The 19762-nt window shown below is 63.8% G+C and carries 21 protein-coding genes; 9 read left to right on the plus strand and 12 right to left on the minus strand.

What is annotated here, in order from left to right:
• Positions 1-55 precede the first annotated feature (55 nt).
• Genes HCR76_RS14190 through HCR76_RS14200 form a run of 3 tightly spaced genes read left to right on the plus strand, consistent with a single transcriptional unit; the run spans position 56 to position 2227 of the window.
• Entirely contained in the window at positions 56-217 is a 162-nt protein-coding gene (locus HCR76_RS14190) for a CopG family transcriptional regulator (protein WP_166993324.1), read from the plus strand.
• Positions 214-945 carry a hypothetical protein gene (locus HCR76_RS14195; protein ID WP_166993327.1) on the plus strand — a complete coding sequence of 244 codons (732 nt, stop codon included), beginning with the start codon at positions 214-216 and terminating at the stop codon, positions 943-945. Before HCR76_RS14190 ends, HCR76_RS14195 begins: the two co-directional genes overlap by 4 nt.
• Before the next feature lie 58 nt (positions 946-1003).
• A complete protein-coding gene (locus tag HCR76_RS14200) occupies positions 1004-2227 on the plus strand; it encodes an APC family permease (RefSeq protein ID WP_166993330.1) in 1224 nt (407 codons plus the stop codon).
• 8 nt (positions 2228-2235) lie between these two features.
• On the opposite strand, the gene HCR76_RS14205 is transcribed toward HCR76_RS14200, so the two are convergent.
• Positions 2236-2880: an NAD(P)-dependent oxidoreductase gene (locus HCR76_RS14205; RefSeq protein ID WP_166993333.1), complete on the minus strand. Its 645-nt coding sequence runs from the start codon at positions 2878-2880 to the stop codon at positions 2236-2238.
• 87 nt (positions 2881-2967) lie between these two features.
• Here HCR76_RS14205 and HCR76_RS14210 point away from each other — a divergent pair, with 87 nt between their 5' ends.
• From HCR76_RS14210 to HCR76_RS14220, 3 genes are all read left to right on the plus strand, one after another.
• A complete protein-coding gene (locus HCR76_RS14210) occupies positions 2968-3351 on the plus strand; it encodes a winged helix-turn-helix transcriptional regulator (protein WP_235934601.1) in 384 nt (127 codons plus the stop codon).
• Between the two features lie 168 nt (positions 3352-3519).
• Positions 3520-4587, plus strand: coding sequence for an IS110 family RNA-guided transposase (locus tag HCR76_RS14215; RefSeq protein ID WP_244971361.1), 1068 nt, complete (start codon positions 3520-3522; stop codon positions 4585-4587).
• 394 nt (positions 4588-4981) lie between these two features.
• The gene (locus tag HCR76_RS14220) at positions 4982-5659 is read left to right on the plus strand and encodes an HAD-IA family hydrolase (RefSeq protein WP_198248067.1); all 678 of its coding nucleotides are present in this window, start codon (positions 4982-4984) and stop codon (positions 5657-5659) included.
• A gap of 133 nt (positions 5660-5792) precedes the next feature.
• Here the strand turns inward: HCR76_RS14220 and HCR76_RS14225 are convergent, their stop codons facing one another.
• The 3 genes from HCR76_RS14225 to HCR76_RS14235 are packed head-to-tail and all read right to left on the minus strand — an operon-like array spanning position 5793 to position 9452.
• Positions 5793-6524, minus strand: a complete 732-nt coding sequence (locus tag HCR76_RS14225; RefSeq protein ID WP_166987893.1) for an IclR family transcriptional regulator — start codon at positions 6522-6524, stop codon at positions 5793-5795.
• Positions 6525-6568: 44 nt separating this feature from the next.
• A complete protein-coding gene (locus tag HCR76_RS14230) occupies positions 6569-8134 on the minus strand; it encodes an N-acyl-D-amino-acid deacylase family protein (RefSeq protein WP_166987890.1) in 1566 nt (521 codons plus the stop codon).
• Between the two features lie 37 nt (positions 8135-8171).
• A complete protein-coding gene (locus HCR76_RS14235) occupies positions 8172-9452 on the minus strand; it encodes a type III PLP-dependent enzyme domain-containing protein (RefSeq protein ID WP_166987886.1) in 1281 nt (426 codons plus the stop codon).
• 167 nt (positions 9453-9619) lie between these two features.
• Here HCR76_RS14235 and HCR76_RS14240 point away from each other — a divergent pair, with 167 nt between their 5' ends.
• Genes HCR76_RS14240 through HCR76_RS14250 form a run of 3 tightly spaced genes read left to right on the plus strand, consistent with a single transcriptional unit; the run spans position 9620 to position 11594 of the window.
• On the plus strand, positions 9620-10540 hold the full coding sequence (locus tag HCR76_RS14240) for a sugar kinase (protein WP_166987883.1): 921 nt from the start codon (positions 9620-9622) through the stop codon (positions 10538-10540).
• A 2-nt stretch (positions 10541-10542) separates the two neighbouring features.
• Entirely contained in the window at positions 10543-11148 is a 606-nt protein-coding gene (locus tag HCR76_RS14245) for a bifunctional 4-hydroxy-2-oxoglutarate aldolase/2-dehydro-3-deoxy-phosphogluconate aldolase (RefSeq protein ID WP_166987880.1), read from the plus strand.
• 2 nt (positions 11149-11150) lie between these two features.
• Positions 11151-11594 (plus strand): rhodanese-like domain-containing protein, encoded by a 444-nt coding sequence (locus HCR76_RS14250; RefSeq protein ID WP_166987877.1) that lies wholly within the window; start codon positions 11151-11153, stop codon positions 11592-11594.
• Between the two features lie 8 nt (positions 11595-11602).
• Here the strand turns inward: HCR76_RS14250 and HCR76_RS14255 are convergent, their stop codons facing one another.
• The 8 genes from HCR76_RS14255 to HCR76_RS14290 all read right to left on the minus strand — a co-directional run bounded on the left by HCR76_RS14255 (position 11603) and on the right by HCR76_RS14290 (position 19741).
• Positions 11603-12268 (minus strand): DUF6320 domain-containing protein, encoded by a 666-nt coding sequence (locus HCR76_RS14255; RefSeq protein WP_166987875.1) that lies wholly within the window; start codon positions 12266-12268, stop codon positions 11603-11605.
• The gene (locus HCR76_RS14260; RefSeq protein ID WP_166987872.1) at positions 12265-13701 is read right to left on the minus strand and encodes an alcohol acetyltransferase; all 1437 of its coding nucleotides are present in this window, start codon (positions 13699-13701) and stop codon (positions 12265-12267) included. Before HCR76_RS14260 ends, HCR76_RS14255 begins: the two co-directional genes overlap by 4 nt.
• A complete protein-coding gene (locus tag HCR76_RS14265) occupies positions 13698-14681 on the minus strand; it encodes an alpha/beta hydrolase (RefSeq protein WP_166987869.1) in 984 nt (327 codons plus the stop codon). The genes HCR76_RS14260 and HCR76_RS14265 overlap by 4 nt, the downstream gene beginning before the upstream one ends.
• A gap of 70 nt (positions 14682-14751) precedes the next feature.
• Entirely contained in the window at positions 14752-15543 is a 792-nt protein-coding gene (locus HCR76_RS14270; RefSeq protein WP_166987866.1) for a DarT ssDNA thymidine ADP-ribosyltransferase family protein, read from the minus strand.
• 54 nt (positions 15544-15597) lie between these two features.
• Positions 15598-16245: a TMEM175 family protein gene (locus tag HCR76_RS14275; RefSeq protein ID WP_166987863.1), complete on the minus strand. Its 648-nt coding sequence runs from the start codon at positions 16243-16245 to the stop codon at positions 15598-15600.
• A 44-nt stretch (positions 16246-16289) separates the two neighbouring features.
• Positions 16290-17894: a PTS sugar transporter gene (locus tag HCR76_RS14280; protein WP_166987860.1), complete on the minus strand. Its 1605-nt coding sequence runs from the start codon at positions 17892-17894 to the stop codon at positions 16290-16292.
• A 111-nt stretch (positions 17895-18005) separates the two neighbouring features.
• Positions 18006-18866 (minus strand): MurR/RpiR family transcriptional regulator, encoded by an 861-nt coding sequence (locus HCR76_RS14285; RefSeq protein ID WP_166987857.1) that lies wholly within the window; start codon positions 18864-18866, stop codon positions 18006-18008.
• On the minus strand, positions 18863-19741 hold the full coding sequence (locus tag HCR76_RS14290) for a metallophosphoesterase family protein (protein WP_166987855.1): 879 nt from the start codon (positions 19739-19741) through the stop codon (positions 18863-18865). The genes HCR76_RS14285 and HCR76_RS14290 overlap by 4 nt, the downstream gene beginning before the upstream one ends.
• Between the last annotated feature and the right edge of the window lie 21 nt (positions 19742-19762).

The raw sequence follows: 19762 nt of genomic DNA on the forward strand, positions 1-19762 counted from the left end.
GCGGATTTTGACCTATGAGTTGCGGCCATCACATCAAGCAAGCTATCTTGCTAGCATGCTAGACGATGCAAAAGCGAAGAAGGTGCAGTTCAATGTGTACCTGCCCGCCTCACTTGTCACGCAAATTAAGCACCGCGCAATCGATGAGCAGACCTCGCTGTCATCACTTGTCGAACGCATCATGAACGACTACGTCTCGCAGGAGGGCACCTCATGACCACGATTCAAGTAATCCAGTTCACACAGCATCCGCACCCCTGGCACGCCCTCGCCGAGGCACTCGGTCTCACCGCGAATGGCGAGAAGAACGATGCGTGGACAGAGTTCGACGGCGACGGAATGCTGGCATTGCACGCAGTGGACGCCAGCGACCCCCGTGTCGGCACGGCGGAGGTCTGGATGCTTGTCGACGACGACGACGCTCTCGCCGACCTCGAAACTCAACTCAGCGCAGCCGGCATCGCCGTCATCCGGGGCGCGATGGAGGGCGTCGGAGCGACACTCGAGATCGCCCTCGACCCCCACTCCACGATTCACGCGGTTGTCGGCCATGCCCGCGCACCACGAGGCGACACGGCAATCCTGCCACTCTTCTTTACGCCGAATGTGCCAGCGAGCACCAACGTCGCAACGACGCTCGAGCTCAAGCCACGCACGTCGTCTGACGCCGGAACATGGGCAGATCTGACAGCGCCGGGTGGCGGCATCCTCGCTTTGCACGCGGAGCACGCAGCACAGACTCCGGATGCTTCGCCGGTCAGCCTCTCGCTCGAGTACCGTGGCAATCTAGACGCACTTGCCGAGCGACTCACCGACGCCAACTTCGAGAACTCTGTCGTCGACGAGGCCTACAACCGCACTCTCATTCTCTCGACACCCGACGGCAACGAGCTCTGGGTGAACGGCGCTCAGACCGATCTATACGGATACACCGAGCACACGTGATCTGACGATCGCACTCGATGTTTCCTCTGAGACACGTCGCGGTCATACCCTAGGCACCATGACCACGCTCGCGCGTCGCCTCGGCCTCGCAGACGCCGTCGTCATCGGGCTCGGCTCGATGATCGGCGCCGGCATCTTCGCGGTGTTCGGCCCGGCCGCTCGGGCGGCGGGTACTGGGCTGCTCGTCGGTCTCGGCATCGCCGCCGTCGTCGCTTTCTGCAATGCGACGTCGTCGGCGCAACTTGCAGCGCAGCATCCGGTGTCTGGGGGAACCTACGCGTACGGGCGCGCACAGCTCGGACCGTGGTGGGGGTTCGCAGCGGGTTGGTGTTTTCTGATCGGCAAAACCGCATCGACAGCCGCGATGGCACTCACTTTCGCCGCATATGCGGCTCCGGCCGGGTGGGAGAAGCCCGTCGCAGCCCTCGCTGTCGCGGGCGTCGCGCTCGTCAACTATCTGGGCGTCACGCGAACGGCGCTGGCGACACGCGTCATCGTGACCATCGTTCTCGTGTGCCTCGCCATCGCCCTCGTCACCGCGAACGTCGGTGCCGAACGTACACCGATCGGCGACGTCTTCGCGGCTGGGCCGTACGGAATTGTGCAGTCGGCGGCGCTGATCTTCTTCGCGTTTGCCGGGTACGCGCGAATCGCGACCATGGGCGAAGAAGTGCGCGACCCCGCACACACGATTCCGCGGGCGATTGTGATCGCGCTTGTCGGCGCCTTCGTCGTCTACAGCATCGTTGCCCTCACCGTGCTCACGGTGCTCGGCCCAGATCAGCTCGCGCACACGATTTCGCCTCTGCGTGATGCTGTGCCCCCGTGGGCGCGGCCGGTTGTGCAGGTCGCGGCGGCCGCGGCATCCCTCGGCGCCCTGCTCGCCCTCATGGCAGGAATTGGGCGCACCGGCCTCGCCATGGCGCGTGAGGGAGACCTACCGCGGCCGCTCGCAGCCATTCACGAACGGTGGCGTGTTCCGCATCGCATCGAACTGCTGCTGGCCGCCATCTCGATCGTGCTTGTTCTCATGGTGGATCTGCGCGGCGCCATCGGCTTCTCAAGCTTCGGCGTGCTGCTCTATTACTTCATCGCCAATGTCTCGGCATGGACGCAGGGCACCCCACACCGGCGCTACCCCACGTGGTTGCAGGCCGTTGGCATGGTGGGGTGCATTGCCCTCGCCGCGGCGGTGCCGTGGCAGAGCCTCGCCGCCGGGGTGATCGTTCTTGCAATCGGCCTGGTCGGACGGATGCTGTTTCACCGCCGCCGTGCGAGGTAGCCGCAGCCTCAGTGGCCGAGGTTGACGTGCGCTCTGTGGTGGGTGCCTTTCTCAATCACGTCGACGAACCCGAGGGCATAGTCTGCGGCAGAGATCGCGCCTCCGTCGGGCTCAACCGCGACGTCGTCACCGAGGCGGTAACGACCGAGTTGCTCGCCGGGCATGTGCGCGCCGAACCGGAGTGCCGGGCTCACAAATACCCAGTCCAGCGTCTCGGGTGTTGCCGGAAGATCGTCGACCACGAAGGCCGCCCCGAGGCGAATCTCCTCGTGGAGCTCCTCAGGGATTCCGCTGAGGTCTGAGACGAAACGGTCTGCTCCGGGCGCGGGGCGCAGCGATGATGCGCCGCCCACGATGTACAGCCGAACGCCTGCGGCATCTGCTCGTCGCGAGAGCAAGCGGTAGAAGTCGCGCCACGCGCTGGCGAGATCGCCACGTGGGGCGAGCGCGCCCACCACCACGTCGGATCCTTCGATGACCGACGCCAGCGTTGCTTCGTCTGTGGCGTCGCCCTGCACGTAGTTCACGTTCTGAACGGGCTCAGTGGGAATCGAACGGCTCAGCGCAGTGACCTCGTGGCCACGAGATGCGGCTTCGGCAACGATGGCAGACCCGGCGTAACCGGTGCCGCCGATGACAGTGATGCGAGACATTGAATACCTTTCAGTGAAACAGTGGCGCCAATCGGCAACCGGTAGTTACTATAAGAGAGCATCTCTCTGATGGGAAGAAGGCACTTTGTGGTAACCAACAAGTCCATTTCGGAATTCCGCGGCAACCCGTACATCGCTGACTGTCCGACGCGTCCCCTCCTTGACCGCATCGGCGACCGCTGGACAGTGCTCATTATGGGCATCCTCGGGCACGGCGAAGCACGTTTCTCAGAGTTGCGTCGCCAGATCGAAGGCATCTCGCAGAAGATGCTGACACAGACTCTCAGGGGTCTCGAGCGCAACGGCCTCGTGCGACGCACGGTGTACCCCGAGGTGCCGGTGCGTGTGGAGTATGCGCTCACTGACGCGGGTCGCTCACTCCTTGAGCCCCTCGATGCCCTTCAAGAGTGGGCGATCGAGCACGTGCACGACGTGTCTGCAGCGCAGAAGGCGTACGACGAAGCCCACTAGACGATATGACTGTGGCTACCTCTTGACAAGGCTGAGGCCCCAGATCGCATGATCGAGGTTTACCAGCCGTGCCATTTGCGGGGCTCCAGCATAGGTGCTGGAGCCTTGACGGGGTTGGTCTTCCTCAGTCGATCTTGGAGGCCCCAGTTGAACATCTATCGTACTCACGTGGGTTTGGACGTGCACGCCAGGTCCATCGTCGCGCAAGCAATTCACAGCGATACCGGTGAAGTTACCTGGAAGAAGTTTCCCTATGATCCGGCCGCGGTGATCGATTGGGTCCGTGGTCTCGCAGTACCGGCTCTCACCACTTACGAGGCCGGCCCGACAGGCTATGATCTCTCCCGTCGCCTCACAGGTGCTGGCATCGCGTGCGTGATCGCCGCCCCATCGAAGTTGCAGCGTCCGCCAGGTGACCGTGTCAAAACCGATAAGAATGATGCTCTGCATTTGGCGCATCTCCTCCAGCTTGGACAGATCACCCCCGTGCGTGTCCCCACTATTGACGAGGAGACTGCACGCGATCTTGTCCGGGCGCGGGAAGACTGCCGCCATGACCTCATGGCCTCACGCCATCGTCTCTCAAAACTGCTTCTTCGTCACGGGCATGTTTACGACGGAGGTGGCACATGGACTCGCAAGCACGACGTGTGGATCCGGGAGCATCGCGCAGGCACAATCGCTTACCAATACGCGTTCGATGCATCCTACGAAGCCGTTGCGCAAGTCCTTGCCCGCAGAGACCGACTCGATGCCGAAATTGAAAGAATGGCTGATGCTTCTGAATTCGCACCTGTGGTGACCCGGTTGGGTTGCCTGCGTGGCATGGGTGCGCTCACTAGTCTCGCGCTTGCCGTTGAGATCGCCGATTGGGACAGATTCACCGGGAAAACAATTGGCACCTATCTCGGACTCACCCCGTCGGAATACTCGTCAGGAACTTCACGCAGACTCGGCGGTATCACCAAGACCGGCAATTCCCATGCCCGCAGACTCCTCGTCGAGGCCGCCTGGCACCACCGCAAACAGCTCCGACAGCAACCGACCTCAGCACTGACGCTCCGACAGCAAAATGCCTCACAGGAAGCCCGACTACGCGGACAAGCCGGAAACGAACGACTCCACAAGCAGTGGGAGAAATTCGTAGCCCGACGAAAGAAGGCAACAATCGCCAACGTCGCGATCGCCAGAGAACTCTCCGGCTGGTGCTGGTCACTCGCGATCATGACTGACTGACACCCCAGACCGCTGACACCACGACGGCCGTGAGGTCTGCGAACACGTGTGGAATGACCCGCTCTACTATTATGAACAGCCCATCAGCACTGACGGGCGACGCTCGATCTCTAGACCTGCGGCACCGCTCCACCATCGCACGCTTCGCCCTGCAGTAACCAACCTGCGCATATCAGTTTGACCGTGTTAACGTCGAAAGACACGTCAGACCCCACTCCGCCAGATGCCAGCAGAAACGGTCCCGGACAAGCCCTACACTTCCCGGGACCGTTTCACTCTGCCCCCTTGACAAAAACACCTACATATCAGTAGTCGCACACGTGAGGTACCTGCGGCAGTTGAGGGTTTCCTCGGGTCGAATCGATACGATCGTGGCAACGAACGGAGAACACCGGTGACACTCGATCTCGACGCGGCATCCGCCCTTCAGACCCGCACATTCCGCGGAGCGCTCTTCGACATGGACGGTACTCTCATCGACTCGACACCCGCCGTCTTGCGCTCCTGGGCTCGGCTGGCCGCAGAGCAGGGCGTTCAGACAGACCTCGGCACAGGCAACCACCACGGCCGCCCGGCACGCGAGCTGCTCGCCAGCATCCTGCCCGCCGATCAGGTGGAACAGGCCCTCGCGCGTGTCACTCAGCTGGAGATCGACGACACCGACGGCGTCGTCGCCCTCCCCGGAGCACTCGACCTGCTCACTGCTCTCCCCGAGCACTCGTGGACGATCGTCACCTCGTGCACGCAGGCTCTCGCCGACGTGCGCATCGCGGCATCCGGAATTCCCCGCCCCGATTCGTTCGTCACGTTCGACGACGTTGTCGCGGGAAAGCCCGACCCCGAGCCTTTCGAGACCGGCGCCGCGCGCTTGGGCGCGCACCCGAGCGACTGCGTTGCCTTCGAGGATGCTCCGGCCGGCCTCGCCTCAGCGCGTGCGGCCGGATGCTTCACAATCGGCCTTCCCGGAACGCACACGCCGGATGAGCTCGACGCCGACGTCGTGCTCACGAGCCTCGAGCAGCTGTCCATCGAGCTCATCGAGGGCGGCTTCCGGCTCTCCGTCGCTGCCTGACCTCGGCTCGGTCACACGACCCAGCCGCCGACTGCGCGACGATGTCGAGAGCTGCGGACAACGTTGAGGGTTACATGCATGCACGTTGTCCGCACGGTGCTACCTTGCTGCGAGATTGCGGGCGTCGCTATTCTTAGCCGAGCTCGCGGGCGATTTGCTGCGCCGTCTGCTGCATCAGCGGAAGGCGAGTCTTCAGCTGATCGAGGTCTTCGACCATGCGAATCGCCGTGAGCGACAGCGCGCCGACCGCTCCGGCCCTGCTGATGATCGGCACCGCAACGCAGTTGACGAAGTCCTCGAACTCACCGTCGTCGACGGCCCAGCCCTGCTCGGCGATTGCCGCGAGCTCCACATCGAGCCCGCTGCGCGTCGTTATCGTGTTCTCGGTGTACTTCGCCCAGTCGGTGCTTGCAAGCACAGCATCCCTGTGGCCGACGTCGATGTTCGCGAGAATCGCCTTGCCTACACCGCTGCAATGGGTGCGCACGGGTGCGCCGACCCGCGAGTACATGCGCACACCGCTGGCATCTTCGACTTTGTCAACATAAATGATGGAGTCATCCATGAGCGCTGCAAGATGCACCGTGTTTCCCACCACCTTGTGCAGGCGACGCAGAGGGCCCGACGCCACGTCACGCAGATCGATGCTCTCAAGTGAGTTCTGCGCAAGCGAGACGAGGTGGAACCCCAGAGTGTACGTTCCATCTTTGCGACGTCGGGCGTAGCCCACCTCTTCGAGCGACTGCAGTTCACGAAACATGGTCGACCGGTGCAACTCGAATTCCTCGGCAAGCTGCACGACGGTCTTCGGCTCCGCGGCAATCGAATCGACTATGCGAGCCGCACGTTTCACGCTCTGCGACATGGGCACTCCTGTGTTTCGACGGGGGCGAGTGGATGCTGCATGGGCTAGCGCACCTCGCTACGACGAATACCCCGACCGGGGAGCAACTGCTGCAACTCGCCGCCCGCGAGCACCGGCACTCCGGCAACGATCACGTCGTCAATTCCGACGGCTTCACCCAGGGGATGCTCGTAGGTCGCCGAATCGCCGACGACGTCCGGGTCAACGACGATCAGGTCGGCGATCCAACTCGGTGCGATGCGCCCGCGACGGCCAAGCGCGAATCGTTCGGCGGGCACAGCAGAAAGGTGAGAGACTGCCTCGGGCCACGTCCAAGTCTGCGTCTCGCGCACGCACTCGCGCAGGTAGCGTGCGAAGGTGCCTCGGGCACGCGGGTGAGGGTGGGCTCCGATGAAGATGCCGTCAGATCCGCCCATGTGCCCGGGATGAGCGAAGATCTGCGCGAGCTCGGAGACCGGGCGATCGTAGCGCACCGCCATGACGGCGTTTGCCTGCAGGCGGGATGCCGTGAGCACGTCGAGAGCGAGATCGATGGCGTCCACACCGGCCGCCGCAGCGGCATCCTGAACTGTCATGCCGTGCGTCCACGCGTATTCGGGCGCAGCAACGTGCGCGAGGGTGATCATGCTCGGCCACTCGGGCCCGAGGCTCGGCTTGCTGTCGACTTCGGGAAACCAGTCGCGGCGAAGCCGGGCGCGCTCGGCGGGGTCGCCGATCACCCGCACGACATCGTCGACAGGCTGTGCCGAGAGTTCCGGTGGCAGCAGCGGCATCGCGAGGAGGGTGCAGCCGCGCGTGTACGGGTAGGCGTCGAACGTCGCGTCGACTCCCGCCGCTTCGAGCACGTCGAGCTGGGCAAGCACGACGTGCGCCTCGGCGTGAAAGTGCGAGACGTGCACGCGTGCCCCCGTTGCCGCTGCGATGGCGGTGATCTCATCGATGCCTTCGGAAGAGTTCGCCTCGTAACCGCCGCGCATGTGGCTGATGTAGACACCGCCGGCCTCGGCGACCGGCATAGTGAGCGCCGCAATCTCGTCGGCATCGGCGAAGATTCCGGGCACATAGTCGAGCCCTGTCGACAGCCCGACGGCGCCGTCGCGCATCCCCCGCTCGACGAGCGCCGCCATCGCATCGCGCTCGGCGTCGCTCGCGGTCGCCGTGGAGCGCCCACAGATCTCCCAGCGCACGGTTCCGGCGGGGATCGCGTACGCGGCGTTGAGCCTCGATGCCCCGTCGACCGCGCCCAGGTACTCGGCGACGCCGCCACCCGCGTAGCTTGGATGCGGTCCGTTAATGGCCGCGAAGTACTCGCTCGAATAGGCGCCGTCGCCCGGGGCGAACGACACGCCATCCTGACCGGCGACAATGGTCGTCACGCCCTGTTTGAGCAGCGCCCGCTGCACACCGTCGTCTGTGAGAAGCCCATCTGCGTGCGAGTGCGCGTCGACGAATCCCGGCAGCACGTACCGCCCGGAGCAGTCGATCACGTGGTCGGCTTCGCTCGGGATGACAGCGCCGACGGCGACGATCGTCTTGCCGTCGAGGGAGACGTCAGCGACGCGCGCCCCGTCGCGATCAACGACGGTTCCGCCCTGCAGGATGGTTCGCATGGGTGCTCCTTGTGTTGTAGCTGGTGACTCGGATGCTCTAGAAGAACGTGCGAACGAGGTCGATGACGCGGTCGGACTCCGCCGATTCGACAACGGGGAGGTAGTGCCATTTGTCGAACGCGGTGCATGGGTGCGAGAGGCCGAGTGAGACGACGTCGCCGATCGCGACATCCTGATCGGTCAGCGTCAGGTAGCTGTGCTGGTCATTCATTGCCGAGATCTCTGCACCGACGAGTGCACGCCACGTCTGCCCAATGTCGGCGGCGACTCCGCGCGGAATCGGCAGGCCCTCATCAAACGGAAAGTCGCGCTTGCCCGCATCGATCAACGCGAGGCCCCGTTCGGGGTGTGAGACAACGCGAGCGATGCCTCGCATTGCGGAGCGAAGCGGGTTCGCAACGTTGTCGCCCGCTTCATCGAGCGGCGAGATGCCGCGGTAGAAGCCGTCGTCGTGGGTGATGTACGCGCCAGATCTCAAAGTCCAGTGCGTGCGCGCGTCGTCGGTCATTGCACCCGCGTAGACGTCGGCGACGATGTCGAAGTAGGCGCTGCCTCCCGCCGTCACGTAGATGTCACCATCGTCGTAAAGGTCGCCGAGTGCTCGATGCAGCTCAACCTGGCGCTCAAGGTAGCGGCGCACGGCGTCGACAGAATGCGCTGAGCGGTCATGGCCGAGGCTTCCCTCGTATCCGCCAACTCCGGCAAGCCGGACGACACCGGATGCCGCGGCACGCCGCGCCACAGCAATCGCCTCGTCGACCGTGCGCGCTCCTGTGCGGCCGCCGACTTGGCCGAGCTCAATGCACACATCGATCGGGCGGTCGAGGGTGACACCCGCGAGCGCCTGTTCCATCGCGTCGATCGTCGCGGCCGAGTCAACCCAGCAGACAAAGCGAAACGCCGGGTCGGCAAGCTCTGCGGCGAGATAGCGCAGCGAGCGCTCGTCAACGACTGAATTGGCTAACATGATTGAGCTCAACCCGAAGGTGCGCGCCGTGCGCACTTGCGCCATTGTGGCGAGCGTGATGCCCGTGCATCCGGCATCGAGCTGCCGCTGCCAGAGTGCGGGCGCCATCGTCGTCTTTCCGTGCGGCATCAGCTCGAGCCCGCGCGTGACCGTCCACTCGCGCATCACATCGAGGTTGCCCTGCATCGCCTGATCGTCGAGTGCGATGATCGGAGTCCAGAACTCACTGAGCCGCGGTTCACTGTCAAGAAACTCGCGAACAGTGAGGCCGAACGCCCGCGCGGGAATGCCCTTGTCTCGGGCGGAGAGCCGCTCGCTGCCCAGGTCGTCGAGAAGAAGCGATGTCGTCATCGTGGTGCCTACTCACATAGTGTGTGCATTTTCTGCACAAGGTGTTGCGTACAAAGGCAACGGTAACCGCGCACAATGGACTCGTGCAACTCGCCAATCATTTGTCGAGTGTTGCATATATTGCAACGCTAATTGCATACGGCGCACAACCTGTGCATTATTGTTTCATGACTTCTGAGGCCGCTCCCCGCCTGATCACCATCGGCGAGACAATGGTTCTCGTCACTCCGGCATCAGCCGAACGGTTGGCTACCGCCACCGATTTTCGACTCGACGCGGGCGGCGCCGAGTCGAACCTCGCTTCGCACCTCTCCCACCTTGGCGTGCATGCCGCATGGGTGAGCGCCGTCGGCGACGATGCCCTCGGCAAGCGTCTCCGCACCACCATCAGCGCCCGCGGCGTCGATACTCGGTGGGTGACATCGGATGCCGAGGCACCGACGGGCGTGTATTTCAAAGACCCGGGAAACGGCGTTCTCTACTATCGCCGTGGCTCTGCAGCATCCCGAATGAGCCCCGACACTGTGCGAAGCATTCCCCTCGAGTCGTCCGAAATCGTTCATCTCACGGGAATCACCGCCGCGCTGTCGTCGAGCTGCGCCGCGCTTCTTGAGACGGTGTACGAGCGCGTAGCGTCGAGCGACGCGACGCTGAGCTTCGACGTGAATCACCGCGCTGCGCTGTGGCCGATCGACATCGCCTCCGCCACACTGCGCTCCCTCGCCAGCCGCGCCGACATCGTTTTCGTCGGGCTCGACGAGGCGCAGACGCTCTGGGGAACCGAAACGGCAGACGATGTTCGAGCAATTCTGCCCGAACCCGAGCGACTCATCGTCAAAGACGGCGAAATCGGTGCCACCGAGTTTCACCGCACAGCCGAAACAGACGAGCGTGTCTTCGTCGCGACGACCCCGGCCGACGTCGTCGAAGCGGTGGGCGCCGGCGACGCGTTTGCCGCTGGCTATCTCGCGGCAGCGCTGCGTGGCGAAGCGGCATCCGATCGGCTGGCCGCAGGCCACACGCGAGCACGCCTCGTGCTGCAATCGACGAGCGACTACATCTCAGAGACGACCGAACAGAAGGGCTGACCATGGCCGACAACACAGAATTCAATTCAATTTTCGCCGATGCCCCGCTCATGGCGATCATGCGGGGCATGGGCGTGGAGCGCAGTCTTAAAGTTGCTGCCGCCGCCTGGGACCTCGGCATCGACGTGGTCGAACTCCCGATTCAGACCGCAGACGACATCGACGCACTGCGAGCGGTCTCTGAAGCCGGTCGCGCCCGAGGCAAGCGCGTGGGCGCCGGAACCGTGGTCACCGTCGAGCACGTGGCTCAGGCCGCCGCCGCCGGTGCTGAATTCACGGTGAGCCCCGGCTTCGACCCGGAGGTTGTGCGTGCCTCGACGGACGCGGGCCTTCCGGCTCTCCCCGGCGTCGCAACGCCAAGCGAGGTTCAGCTCGCCATGAAAGAAGGGCTCACGTGGCTCAAGGCGTTTCCCGCCTCCCTGCTCGGCACATCGTGGTTCGGCGCCATGCGCGGACCGTTCCCCCGAGCGAAGTTCGTGGCGACAGGAGGAATGGATGCCGGAAACGCCGGTGACTTCCTCACCGCGGGAGTTCGTGTTGTCGCCGTCGGCTCGGCGCTCGAAGACGAGACACAGCTGCCGAAGCTCGCTGAGCTGCTGAAGCGCTGATCATGACGGATGCCGCAGAAGGCAGCGCTGCTGACAGCATCCGTGCCCGCCTTGCTCATGTGGAAGCACGGCTCGCATACGAGATCGATGTCGTGGCAGCGCGTGCAGCGCAGGAACGTGGTGCTGTGTTGGTCGACACACGCAAGCAGGCTTCATGGGATCACGGCCACGTGACCGGGGCTCTTCATCTGCCGACGAGCGACCTCGATCGGGATCTTGGTGGCATGTCGGCCGATCGCACGCTCATCGTTTATGGGTGGGGCCCGGGTTGCAACGGCGAGACGTACACGGCGAAGGTTCTTCTCGAACGTGGATACGACGTGCGCGAGATGATCGGCGGCTACGAATACTGGGGGCGCAACGGGTTCCCCATCGAAGGTGTCGGGGCTGACGGCGAGATCGTCGACCTCACCCGCCCGGCCGATCCGCTCGTCACCGCCGAGTAGCACTCCCGTTATACGTGCAGTCGCTTACCGAGCTCATGGCGGACGGTACGCCCTCCGACAAGCTGCAGCAGCACAAGCACGATCAGACTGAGCCCGCCGCAGATGATCGACGGCAACGCGTTCGTCACCCAGCCGAACGCCAGAAAGCCGATGGGCGCGAGTCCCAGCAGCACCGTCAATACGCTGTAGACGACGTGCTCGCCCGTCTCGATGCGCATGAGTCGGACGGTGATCAGCAGGGCGACAATGGACGACGCGCAGAGGATCGGCACCGCATACGTCAATGACCAGCCGGGCCACCCCGAGAGGTAGTCCCAGTAGACGCAGATGAGGCCGACGATCACGACAAGGTAGACGGTGCTTTTCGCGAGATTGCGACGTTTGCGCACAGCCATCAGCACGACAAGCCACATGGCACTCAGCCCCAGCCAGACGGAGCGGATCATGCCCAGGCCGGTGAGCTCATGACTAAACAGCAGTTGGGCAGCGAACGACGCGAGGATGACGGCGAGAGAGGTGAAGAAGAGCACCCTCACCACGCGACGCCGCGAGAACGTCAACGGCACTGACGGCAGCGGACTCGCCGTTGCCTCGCCCGTGACCGGAGTTCCGCACAGTGGGCACCGACCCCAAGCCCCCTCGATGTCAACCGCGCATGCGTCGCAATGCCTCACAATGCGGCCTCCGCGAGTTCCTCTTCGGTGACCCGCGCGGCGGCGACAGTGACGGCGACCCCACGGTCGGTGAGAAGCCGCGCGAACTCCTTGATGTGATCGGTCTCGACGAACGGAGACGTGAAACTGATCGTGAGCATTCCGGCATGACTCATGACGCAGATCTGCGGTCGCGCCGCTGATACGTGAAACAACATGCGTCCCACGTGTGCATCGACGGATTCGGGAAGACTCACGCGGCCCAGGTTTGAGACTGCGATGCTGAGACCGCGGTTGTTGCCCCAATTGATCAGCCTCAGAATCACATCTTTGAGCGGCCTCGGTATGACCCTCAAGACAAGCAGACCCTCAAGCCGAATGAACTGGCGCAGCGTCTTCTCCAACGCCTCGGGACTGACCTTCGGGCCGAACTGAGCATCGAGCTGTTTGCAGATTGTCCCCACATCGTCGGCGCTCTCGCCGTAGGTGTGGTGCACCCGCACCGTTGCGAAAAAGTTGCGAGGCGATGTCGAGGGGAAGAATTGGCGCAGGTTGACGGGCGCCGATGCCGACAGGGTGCGGGCTTTGCCCAGGTCGCCCGCCGACAAACGAATGGATTCGAAGAACAACGCCGTCAAAAACATCGTCAGTGGGACTTCTTCAGCGCGCGCGAGGTTCAGCACGTCGTGCGCGGGCATCGTGAGTTCGACGGCACGCGTCCGGTTGTCCGGGGTGCGGGTTCCTCTGACGCGGTACACCTTCTTCTCCGGCAGATGGAAGAACCTGCCGACACGTCGAGGCACCCCCAGCGCCGGCCGGGCCCGGCTGTTCCTGAAGTCCGACTCCGACGCTGGTGCTTCGTGGCGACGCCGGCGGCGAAAATAATGCGCGAAGCTGTCGGCGACAAGACCGTGTGTCGGCTCTGCGCTCTCATCGGCCGGCGTGTGTGCGTCGCGCTGTGCGAGGTCGTCAGGAGCGACGGGCCCGGCACCGGACGGGTCTGGCGATGTCGGCTGTTCTGGGTAACGTAATGCGCCGTAGCTTGTCACGAGGTCAGTGAGAAACCATAAGGCGCCGGTGCCGTCGGACAGGGCGTGGAAGATCTCGAGGATGACGCGCTGGCGATGATGCATCACTCGGAAGAGCAGGTTGCGCCGGTCCGCCTGGTAGATGGGAGAACAGGTGTGCTGCCGATCGCCAGTGACGCGCGGGCGCAGGTCGCTGTCTTGAAGGTAGTACCAGAACACGCCTCGACGCAGCACGGCATGGTAGAGGGGGTAACGGTCGTACGTCGCATCCAGAGCCTTCTGCAACAGCACCGGATCCACGTCATGATCCATCTCGGCGCTGATACGGAACACCTTGGGATCGGAGTCGCTCCGCGCGGCAAGAAAGATGTTTGACGCGTTGTCGAGCCGCACCCAGTTGCGTCGCGTCCAGTCCCCGCGGCTCACGTAGCCGCCTCCTGGCCGGGGCTCTCGGCATCGGCATCATTCTCGTCGGACGCGAGGTGATCGTCGAGAAACGCGTTGATCACCGCGTAGGCCTCCCGCACCGGCCGTGAGAACCGTGGCAACTGGATAAACCCGTGCAATGCCCCGCGCACGCGGTGAATCCGCACGATGTTTCCTGCCCGGGCGAGTGCGCGACCGTACGCTTCACCTTCATCGCGCAGAAGGTCAAGCTCCGCCGTCACCACGAGAGTCGTCGGCTGCCCAGAAAGATCCGTCGACTCCAGAGGAGCTACGAGCGGATCTTTGCGCCGTTCTGGGTCAGGCACGTACATATCGAAATAATCCTGCACTTCGGCGCTGGTGAGTCTGAGATCTTCACCGTGCTCACGCACCGAGGCGAACGGAGATGTTGCCAGAGCGTGGTCCCAGTGCGTGACGGGATAGAGCAGGATCTGCCGTCCAGCGCCTCGGTGACCTTGTTGGCGGAGTTTGAGGGAGAGAGCGGCGGCGAGATTGCCCCCGGCAGAGTCTCCCACCAGCACGATGTTCGCCGCATCGGCGATGCCCGCGCGCTGAGGGTTCTCCAGCAGCTGCTCGACGATCCCGAAGCAATCGTCGAGACCTTCGGGGAAGGGATGCTCCGGCGCGAGCCGGTAGTTGACCGAGGCCACGGCGCAGCCTGTGAGGTCGGCTATCGTGGCACACGCCGGCGTGTACGTCTCAATGTCGCCTGTGACCCAACCACCGCCGTGGAAGAAAAGAAGAACATCGTCACGCCGCCGCTCCTTCGGCTGAAAGACGCGAACAGAGACCGAGCGTCCCCCGGCATCGGCGACGGTCTGCCTATATGGCGTACGGCGCCACGGCATCGACATGACGGCGAGTCGACGTTGGAAGCGCCGGACCTTGCCGTAGTCCTCGCGCATGTTGATCCGCGGGGCGGCGAACAGCCCGAGGAAAGCCCGCGTCAGCCGGTTCATAGGCGAGCGGTCGTGTCGGCAACGGGCTGGTGCATGCACTCAGCGTAGAGGGCATGCTCGTGATGTCGAACTACTGCGCGACAAACCACGGCTGGTGCGCGGCTACCTTCGTGTGCAGCCCGGCGTCGGCGAGCTGCTGCTTCACACGCTCACGCTGCTTGATACTCGCCACACCGATGATGCTCAGTGCCGACACCGGCACCTCTCCGCGCACGAGAGCTTCGGCAACCAGCTTCAGCTCGCCGCTGTCGTCAAGGGCGACGCGCGCGAGCATCCGATCTGCTTGATCTGGTTCGCTCGCAAAACGGGTGAGCCCTGCTGCAGCGTCTCCGTCGGCGATCACTATGTCGCCGTCTGCGGCACGAATGCTCGCCACCGTCGCCACGAGCATCACATAGTCGGTGGGTGAGGTGCGCACAATGTCGGAAGCGAGACGAACGTTGGGTTCACGGGAACGGATGCTGCCCCACACCGAGGCGTCGGGCGAGAGAAAGAAGGGCACATACGCCGACACGGCAGCATCGTCGATCATGATGCGCCGACGAGCGGCACGGTTCTCTTCACTGGAGAGCGCGACCTCTGCCCCCTCGGTTCGATCTGCGTCATGCAGCAGATCGTCGCAAAGGATGCTTCCCCCAGCGAGAATCGCAGGCAGGTTGCGCGTGTGCGTGACGTGATACAGACGTTGCTGATCGACGCGCACCGGCTTGCCCTGCTTCTTTGAGCCGCGATTCACCGAATTCGACTGTGTCGTTCGGGTTGCTGTCGTGACTCTCGTCGCGACGATCTTCTCGGGGACCTTCGGTGGATTGCAGACCGCACACAGCTCGGGTTCGAAGCCGTGCCTACATTCGTCGCTCAAGTGAACCTTTCATCCATCGGCCGCGTGGCTTCTCCGGACGACCGGAAACCAAGGTTACGCCCCATGCCGGGGTACACGCGACTCGGCTTCTGGAGCACGAAGGCGCAGGACACGTCCGAAGATGGCGCTGACCGGCCAACTCAGTACGAGAATGAACAGTGCGTAGTAGTTCACCACAGGGAAAAGTACACCGACGATTCCCGCGATGAAGAACAAAACCGTCGTTCCTGCGCTGCTGGCAAGCACGGACAACGGCAGCCGGTCGTCTGGGTTCTCGTTCTCAGAACCCCGGATCACGACGACGAGCAACGTCAACATGAGGCTGCTCATGCCCATCGTCGCGATGTAAAAGCCGATCACCGCAGGTTCGACGGCAAAGTTCGCGGTCATGGCCGTGGGAAGCGGCATAATGACCACGGTCAAGGACCACAGGATGGTGAGAGTCAGGATGCGCGGTGAATACGTGCGCAGATGCTCAAAGATGCGGTGATGACCAACCCAGAGCCGTGCGATCACGGCGAAGCTGATGAGAAAACTTCCGAGCTGCCCCCAATGTTCGCCGAAGAACTCGGCAAACGTCGACCCCGAGTTGATGTCGTCTGAAGCCGCGTCGACGAGCGGAAGAATGAGGAGGGTGATCGCGATGGCCACGATCGCGTCTGTGAACGCCGCCAGCCTTTCTGGGCCCTGTTTCGTCGCCATGCGCCAAGATTACTCCTGCCCGCACCCGCAGCGATCCACAGGGATCAGGCGGCACTCTTCTCGCGTATGCCCGCTCGTCTATGGGCAATCCCTACCAGCAGAGTCAACGAGAAGGCAAGCGCGAACGCGACGAGCATAGACAGCGTCATGCCAAGAACCGTCGTCGACACAAAGGGCGCAACAAGCGCGGGAAGATATGCCGTGGCTTCTGCCCCCGTGAGGCCGACGACAACGCCGCCGCCCGTCGCAGCGACGAGTGCGATCGCGAACACCTTCTTGTCTCCGAACATGAACGGATACGACGACTCAACGAACGTACCGAAGAAGAAGTTGACGGCGGCACCCGAACCGGCCAGCGCGCGTTCCCCGCTTGTGCGGGGCACAATCACGTTCGCGAGGGTGATGCCGAGCGACACCATCACGAGTGAGACCATGTCGATCGCGCCGAAGAAGCTGTGCCCCTTCTCGCCCATCTCAAGCAGAACGAGAGGCAGAATCACGGAATGGTACACGCCGCCGATGATGGCTGGCCAGATCGCGAGGCCGGCAATCGCTCCCGCGAGTGCGGGATTAATATCGACAGCCCATTCGATTCCGCCCTTCACGCCAAGACCGAGCGCATCGGTGATGGGGGCAAGAACAAAGTAGACAAGCAGGCCCGGCAGCAGACCCGCCAGCGCACCGGTGACGATGTTCGCCGTCGTCGCGGGAAAGCTGTGTGACAGCGTCCATTTGATCAGCCAGGCGCTGAGCAGGCCAGCGAGGATTCCCGCCACGAGTCCACCCAGCAGGCCGCCCTCCGTGGCAAGAATGCCCGCGACCGCACCCGCAACGAGCCCCACCTCGCCCAATCCAGAGATCTTGCGTGCAGCCACGGCCGAGACGACCACGGGCAGTCCCGCAATCAACGTGTCGAAAACGGGCGTAAGTGCGGAAAGCCAGGGGATCTGACTCAGAGCGAGCACGAGAGCGAGAGCGATGAACGCCGGGATGCTGCCGACCATGATGCCGCGGATGCTGATGCGCCGCCACGCGGACTCGGGCGCCGTCGATCCCGGAGTCGAGGTGCTGCCGCCGAGCGATGGTCGGTAGCCGACGCCCCAGTGCCGAGCAAGTCCGGAGATGTACGAGACGGCACGCGTTGTGCTTGTCGTTCCTGTCGTTCCTGAGGCCGCGATGAGCTTGACACCGAGTCGCTGGGCGCCGGCGATAGATGTGCCACCTGTTCCGGCAGCCGGAATCTCGGCGGCCGCGGCGGCGACCATCGTTCGCTCGTTCGTGTCATCTGGATCGGCGCTCATCACAATGAGCCCGTCGATTTCTCCAGCCGATACCTGGTTGGCGATCGCGGCATCCATCTCGCGGGCCGCAGTGTTCACCTCAGAAAGAGTGCCGCGAACAATAACGGTCGGTGTGCCGTCGACAAGGCTCCACAGCGCGGCCGGAGTATCGCACGATGCCTGGTCCATGGAGCTGTCTGCAGCAACGAACTGCGCGGCGGCAATGCTGAAGCCTGCGGCGTCGGCTTGTCTTACCACGTCGTGGAGCAGACGATCGGGATCGTCTCCTCCGTGGCTGCGCAGATTGCCTCCGCTGCTGCCGAGCAGCGCGATGCTGCGCGTTGGGGTGACCTCGTCGGGCGTGGACACGTGAATTCCTCTCGATGGCACACAGCAGAAAATTCAGTGTCTCACGTTCACGCATGGCATATTGACGTGTCGTCCGCGAACGACGCGCGACGACGAACGAACGTCAGGATGCTACTCGGCGAGGTTCTCGCTGATGGCGTCGAGCGCGAGCGCTTTCGCCCGGACGGCGACGTCTCCCAGCCGGTGCGTCAACGCGGCGACGAGCCCCTCGATGAGGATCGCCTGAGGCAGTCGCGAGGCCAGAGTGATCTCGTCGCGAAACGTCAGATCTGGCATCGTCACGACGAGGTTGATATCGGCGAGTTGCGTGAGAGGGCTCCGTGCAAACGCCGTCACGGCGATGACCCGTGCGCCAGCATCGCGTGCCGCCGTCGCGATGCGCAGTGTCGACGCGTTCGATCCGCTGCCGCTGACGGCGAGAAGAACATCGTTCTCACCGAGCAGACGCGCAGTGATCTGCTGCCCGATCACGTCGAGCGGCGCCTCGGCTGGCCGTCCGATACTGCTCAGACGCGCCGAGACGTCAAGCGCAAGCGGTGCCGAAAGTCCGTTGCCGCTCACGACGACGCGCGATGCGTTTGCGAGCACCTCCACCGCCGTGTCGAGCTCGGCATCGTCAAGCAGCGCCGTCATGTTCTCGATGCCGGCCGCCACGTGCCTGAAGGTTTCGGCGATAATCCCTGCAGTACCAGGTGCATGCCCGCCCGTCGGTTGCGGCACCTGCGAGTATGCCGCGTCACGCGCGAGCAGCACGCGCAGCTGCTGGTAGCCCGTGAACCCGAGGCTCTGGCACGTGCGAACGACAGTCGCGCGCGACGCGCCCGCGGCATCCGCCACCTGCTGAGAACTCAGCTCGACGATCTCGCCCGACCGCTCGAGCAGCACGGTTGCGACGGCCCGCTCTGTCGGCAGCAGAGACGGCAGAAGCGAACGGATCGTCGCGATGACCTCACCGGGTTTCGTCGGTGTCATGCGCTGCCGGTTCCGGCGCGACTCGGTGGCCCGGCGGCCCGACCGATGCGGTCGACATCGGCCGGCTCAAGATTGAAGATCTCGGCACCATCGCGCTCGCTTGGAGCGGCGATGAACGTTACGACGGGCGATCCGGCTGCCGGAACATCGATGATGGCGAACCCGGATCCGATCGTCGCGCGCTCATGGCCGGCGGGGGCGCAGGCGTCAGACGTGTTGGCGATGCCCGGTGCGACGATAACCGGCACGCCGTTCTCCCGGGAGACAAGACTGTGGTGATAGTGACCGCTCAGCACCGCCGTCGCCCCGCCCGCGGCGCACACGGCGAGAAGTTCGCGGGGGTTCTGCAGCTCAAGGGCCTTCAGAAGCGGCCCGTACGCGGGTGTCGGCGGGTGGTGCACGACAACGAGCGATGGCCCGGATGCTGCGTCGAGCTCACGCCGTAGCCAGTGCAGCTGCTCGTCGTCAACGTGACCATAGCCTGCCTCCGGAACGGCGGAGTCAAGCCGCAGAATGCGCACTCCGCGCACCTCGGTCGCTCCCGTGCGCGGCCCGAGAACCCTCTCGAACTCAGCAGCGCGATCATGGTTTCCCATGGCATAGACGACCACTGCCTCGTGGCGCGCGGCCCACGGCTCGACGATGTCGCGCAGACGCTCGTACGAGCCCGTTGACATGTCGTCTGACAGATCTCCGCTCAGCACGACGACGTCGATATTCTCAATCGGCTCAGCACGGTCGAGCGTGCGAGCGAGCGCCGCCACCGTGTCTACAATGCCGTAGTGAAGCGACTCGTCGCCGTATATATGCGTGTCAGAGAGGTGCAGCACCCGCAGTGGTCGCTCAGTGAGGTTAAGTGCGTCTCGATCAGTCACGCGATCACCCTACCGACCACC

This window comes from Paramicrobacterium chengjingii, assembly GCF_011751765.2.
Classification (GTDB): Bacteria; Actinomycetota; Actinomycetes; order Actinomycetales; family Microbacteriaceae; genus Paramicrobacterium; species Paramicrobacterium chengjingii.

Coding starts and splice junctions, on each gene's coding strand:
- HCR76_RS14245 (WP_166987880.1), top strand. CDS start 10,543: ATGGCCGACAACACAGAATTCAATTCAATTTTCGCCGATGCCCCGCTC.
- HCR76_RS14190 (WP_166993324.1), top strand. CDS start 56: ATGCTAGACGATGCAAAAGCGAAGAAGGTGCAGTTCAATGTGTACCTG.
- HCR76_RS14230 (WP_166987890.1), bottom strand. CDS start 8,134: ATGCGAACCATCCTGCAGGGCGGAACCGTCGTTGATCGCGACGGGGCG.
- HCR76_RS14205 (WP_166993333.1), bottom strand. CDS start 2,880: ATGTCTCGCATCACTGTCATCGGCGGCACCGGTTACGCCGGGTCTGCC.
- HCR76_RS14265 (WP_166987869.1), bottom strand. CDS start 14,681: ATGAACCGGCTGACGCGGGCTTTCCTCGGGCTGTTCGCCGCCCCGCGG.
- HCR76_RS14285 (WP_166987857.1), bottom strand. CDS start 18,866: ATGACACCGACGAAACCCGGTGAGGTCATCGCGACGATCCGTTCGCTT.
- HCR76_RS14195 (WP_166993327.1), top strand. CDS start 214: ATGACCACGATTCAAGTAATCCAGTTCACACAGCATCCGCACCCCTGG.
- HCR76_RS14250 (WP_166987877.1), top strand. CDS start 11,151: ATGACGGATGCCGCAGAAGGCAGCGCTGCTGACAGCATCCGTGCCCGC.
- HCR76_RS14235 (WP_166987886.1), bottom strand. CDS start 9,452: ATGACGACATCGCTTCTTCTCGACGACCTGGGCAGCGAGCGGCTCTCC.
- HCR76_RS14240 (WP_166987883.1), top strand. CDS start 9,620: ATGACTTCTGAGGCCGCTCCCCGCCTGATCACCATCGGCGAGACAATG.
- HCR76_RS14275 (WP_166987863.1), bottom strand. CDS start 16,245: ATGGCGACGAAACAGGGCCCAGAAAGGCTGGCGGCGTTCACAGACGCG.
- HCR76_RS14200 (WP_166993330.1), top strand. CDS start 1,004: ATGACCACGCTCGCGCGTCGCCTCGGCCTCGCAGACGCCGTCGTCATC.
- HCR76_RS14225 (WP_166987893.1), bottom strand. CDS start 6,524: ATGTCGCAGAGCGTGAAACGTGCGGCTCGCATAGTCGATTCGATTGCC.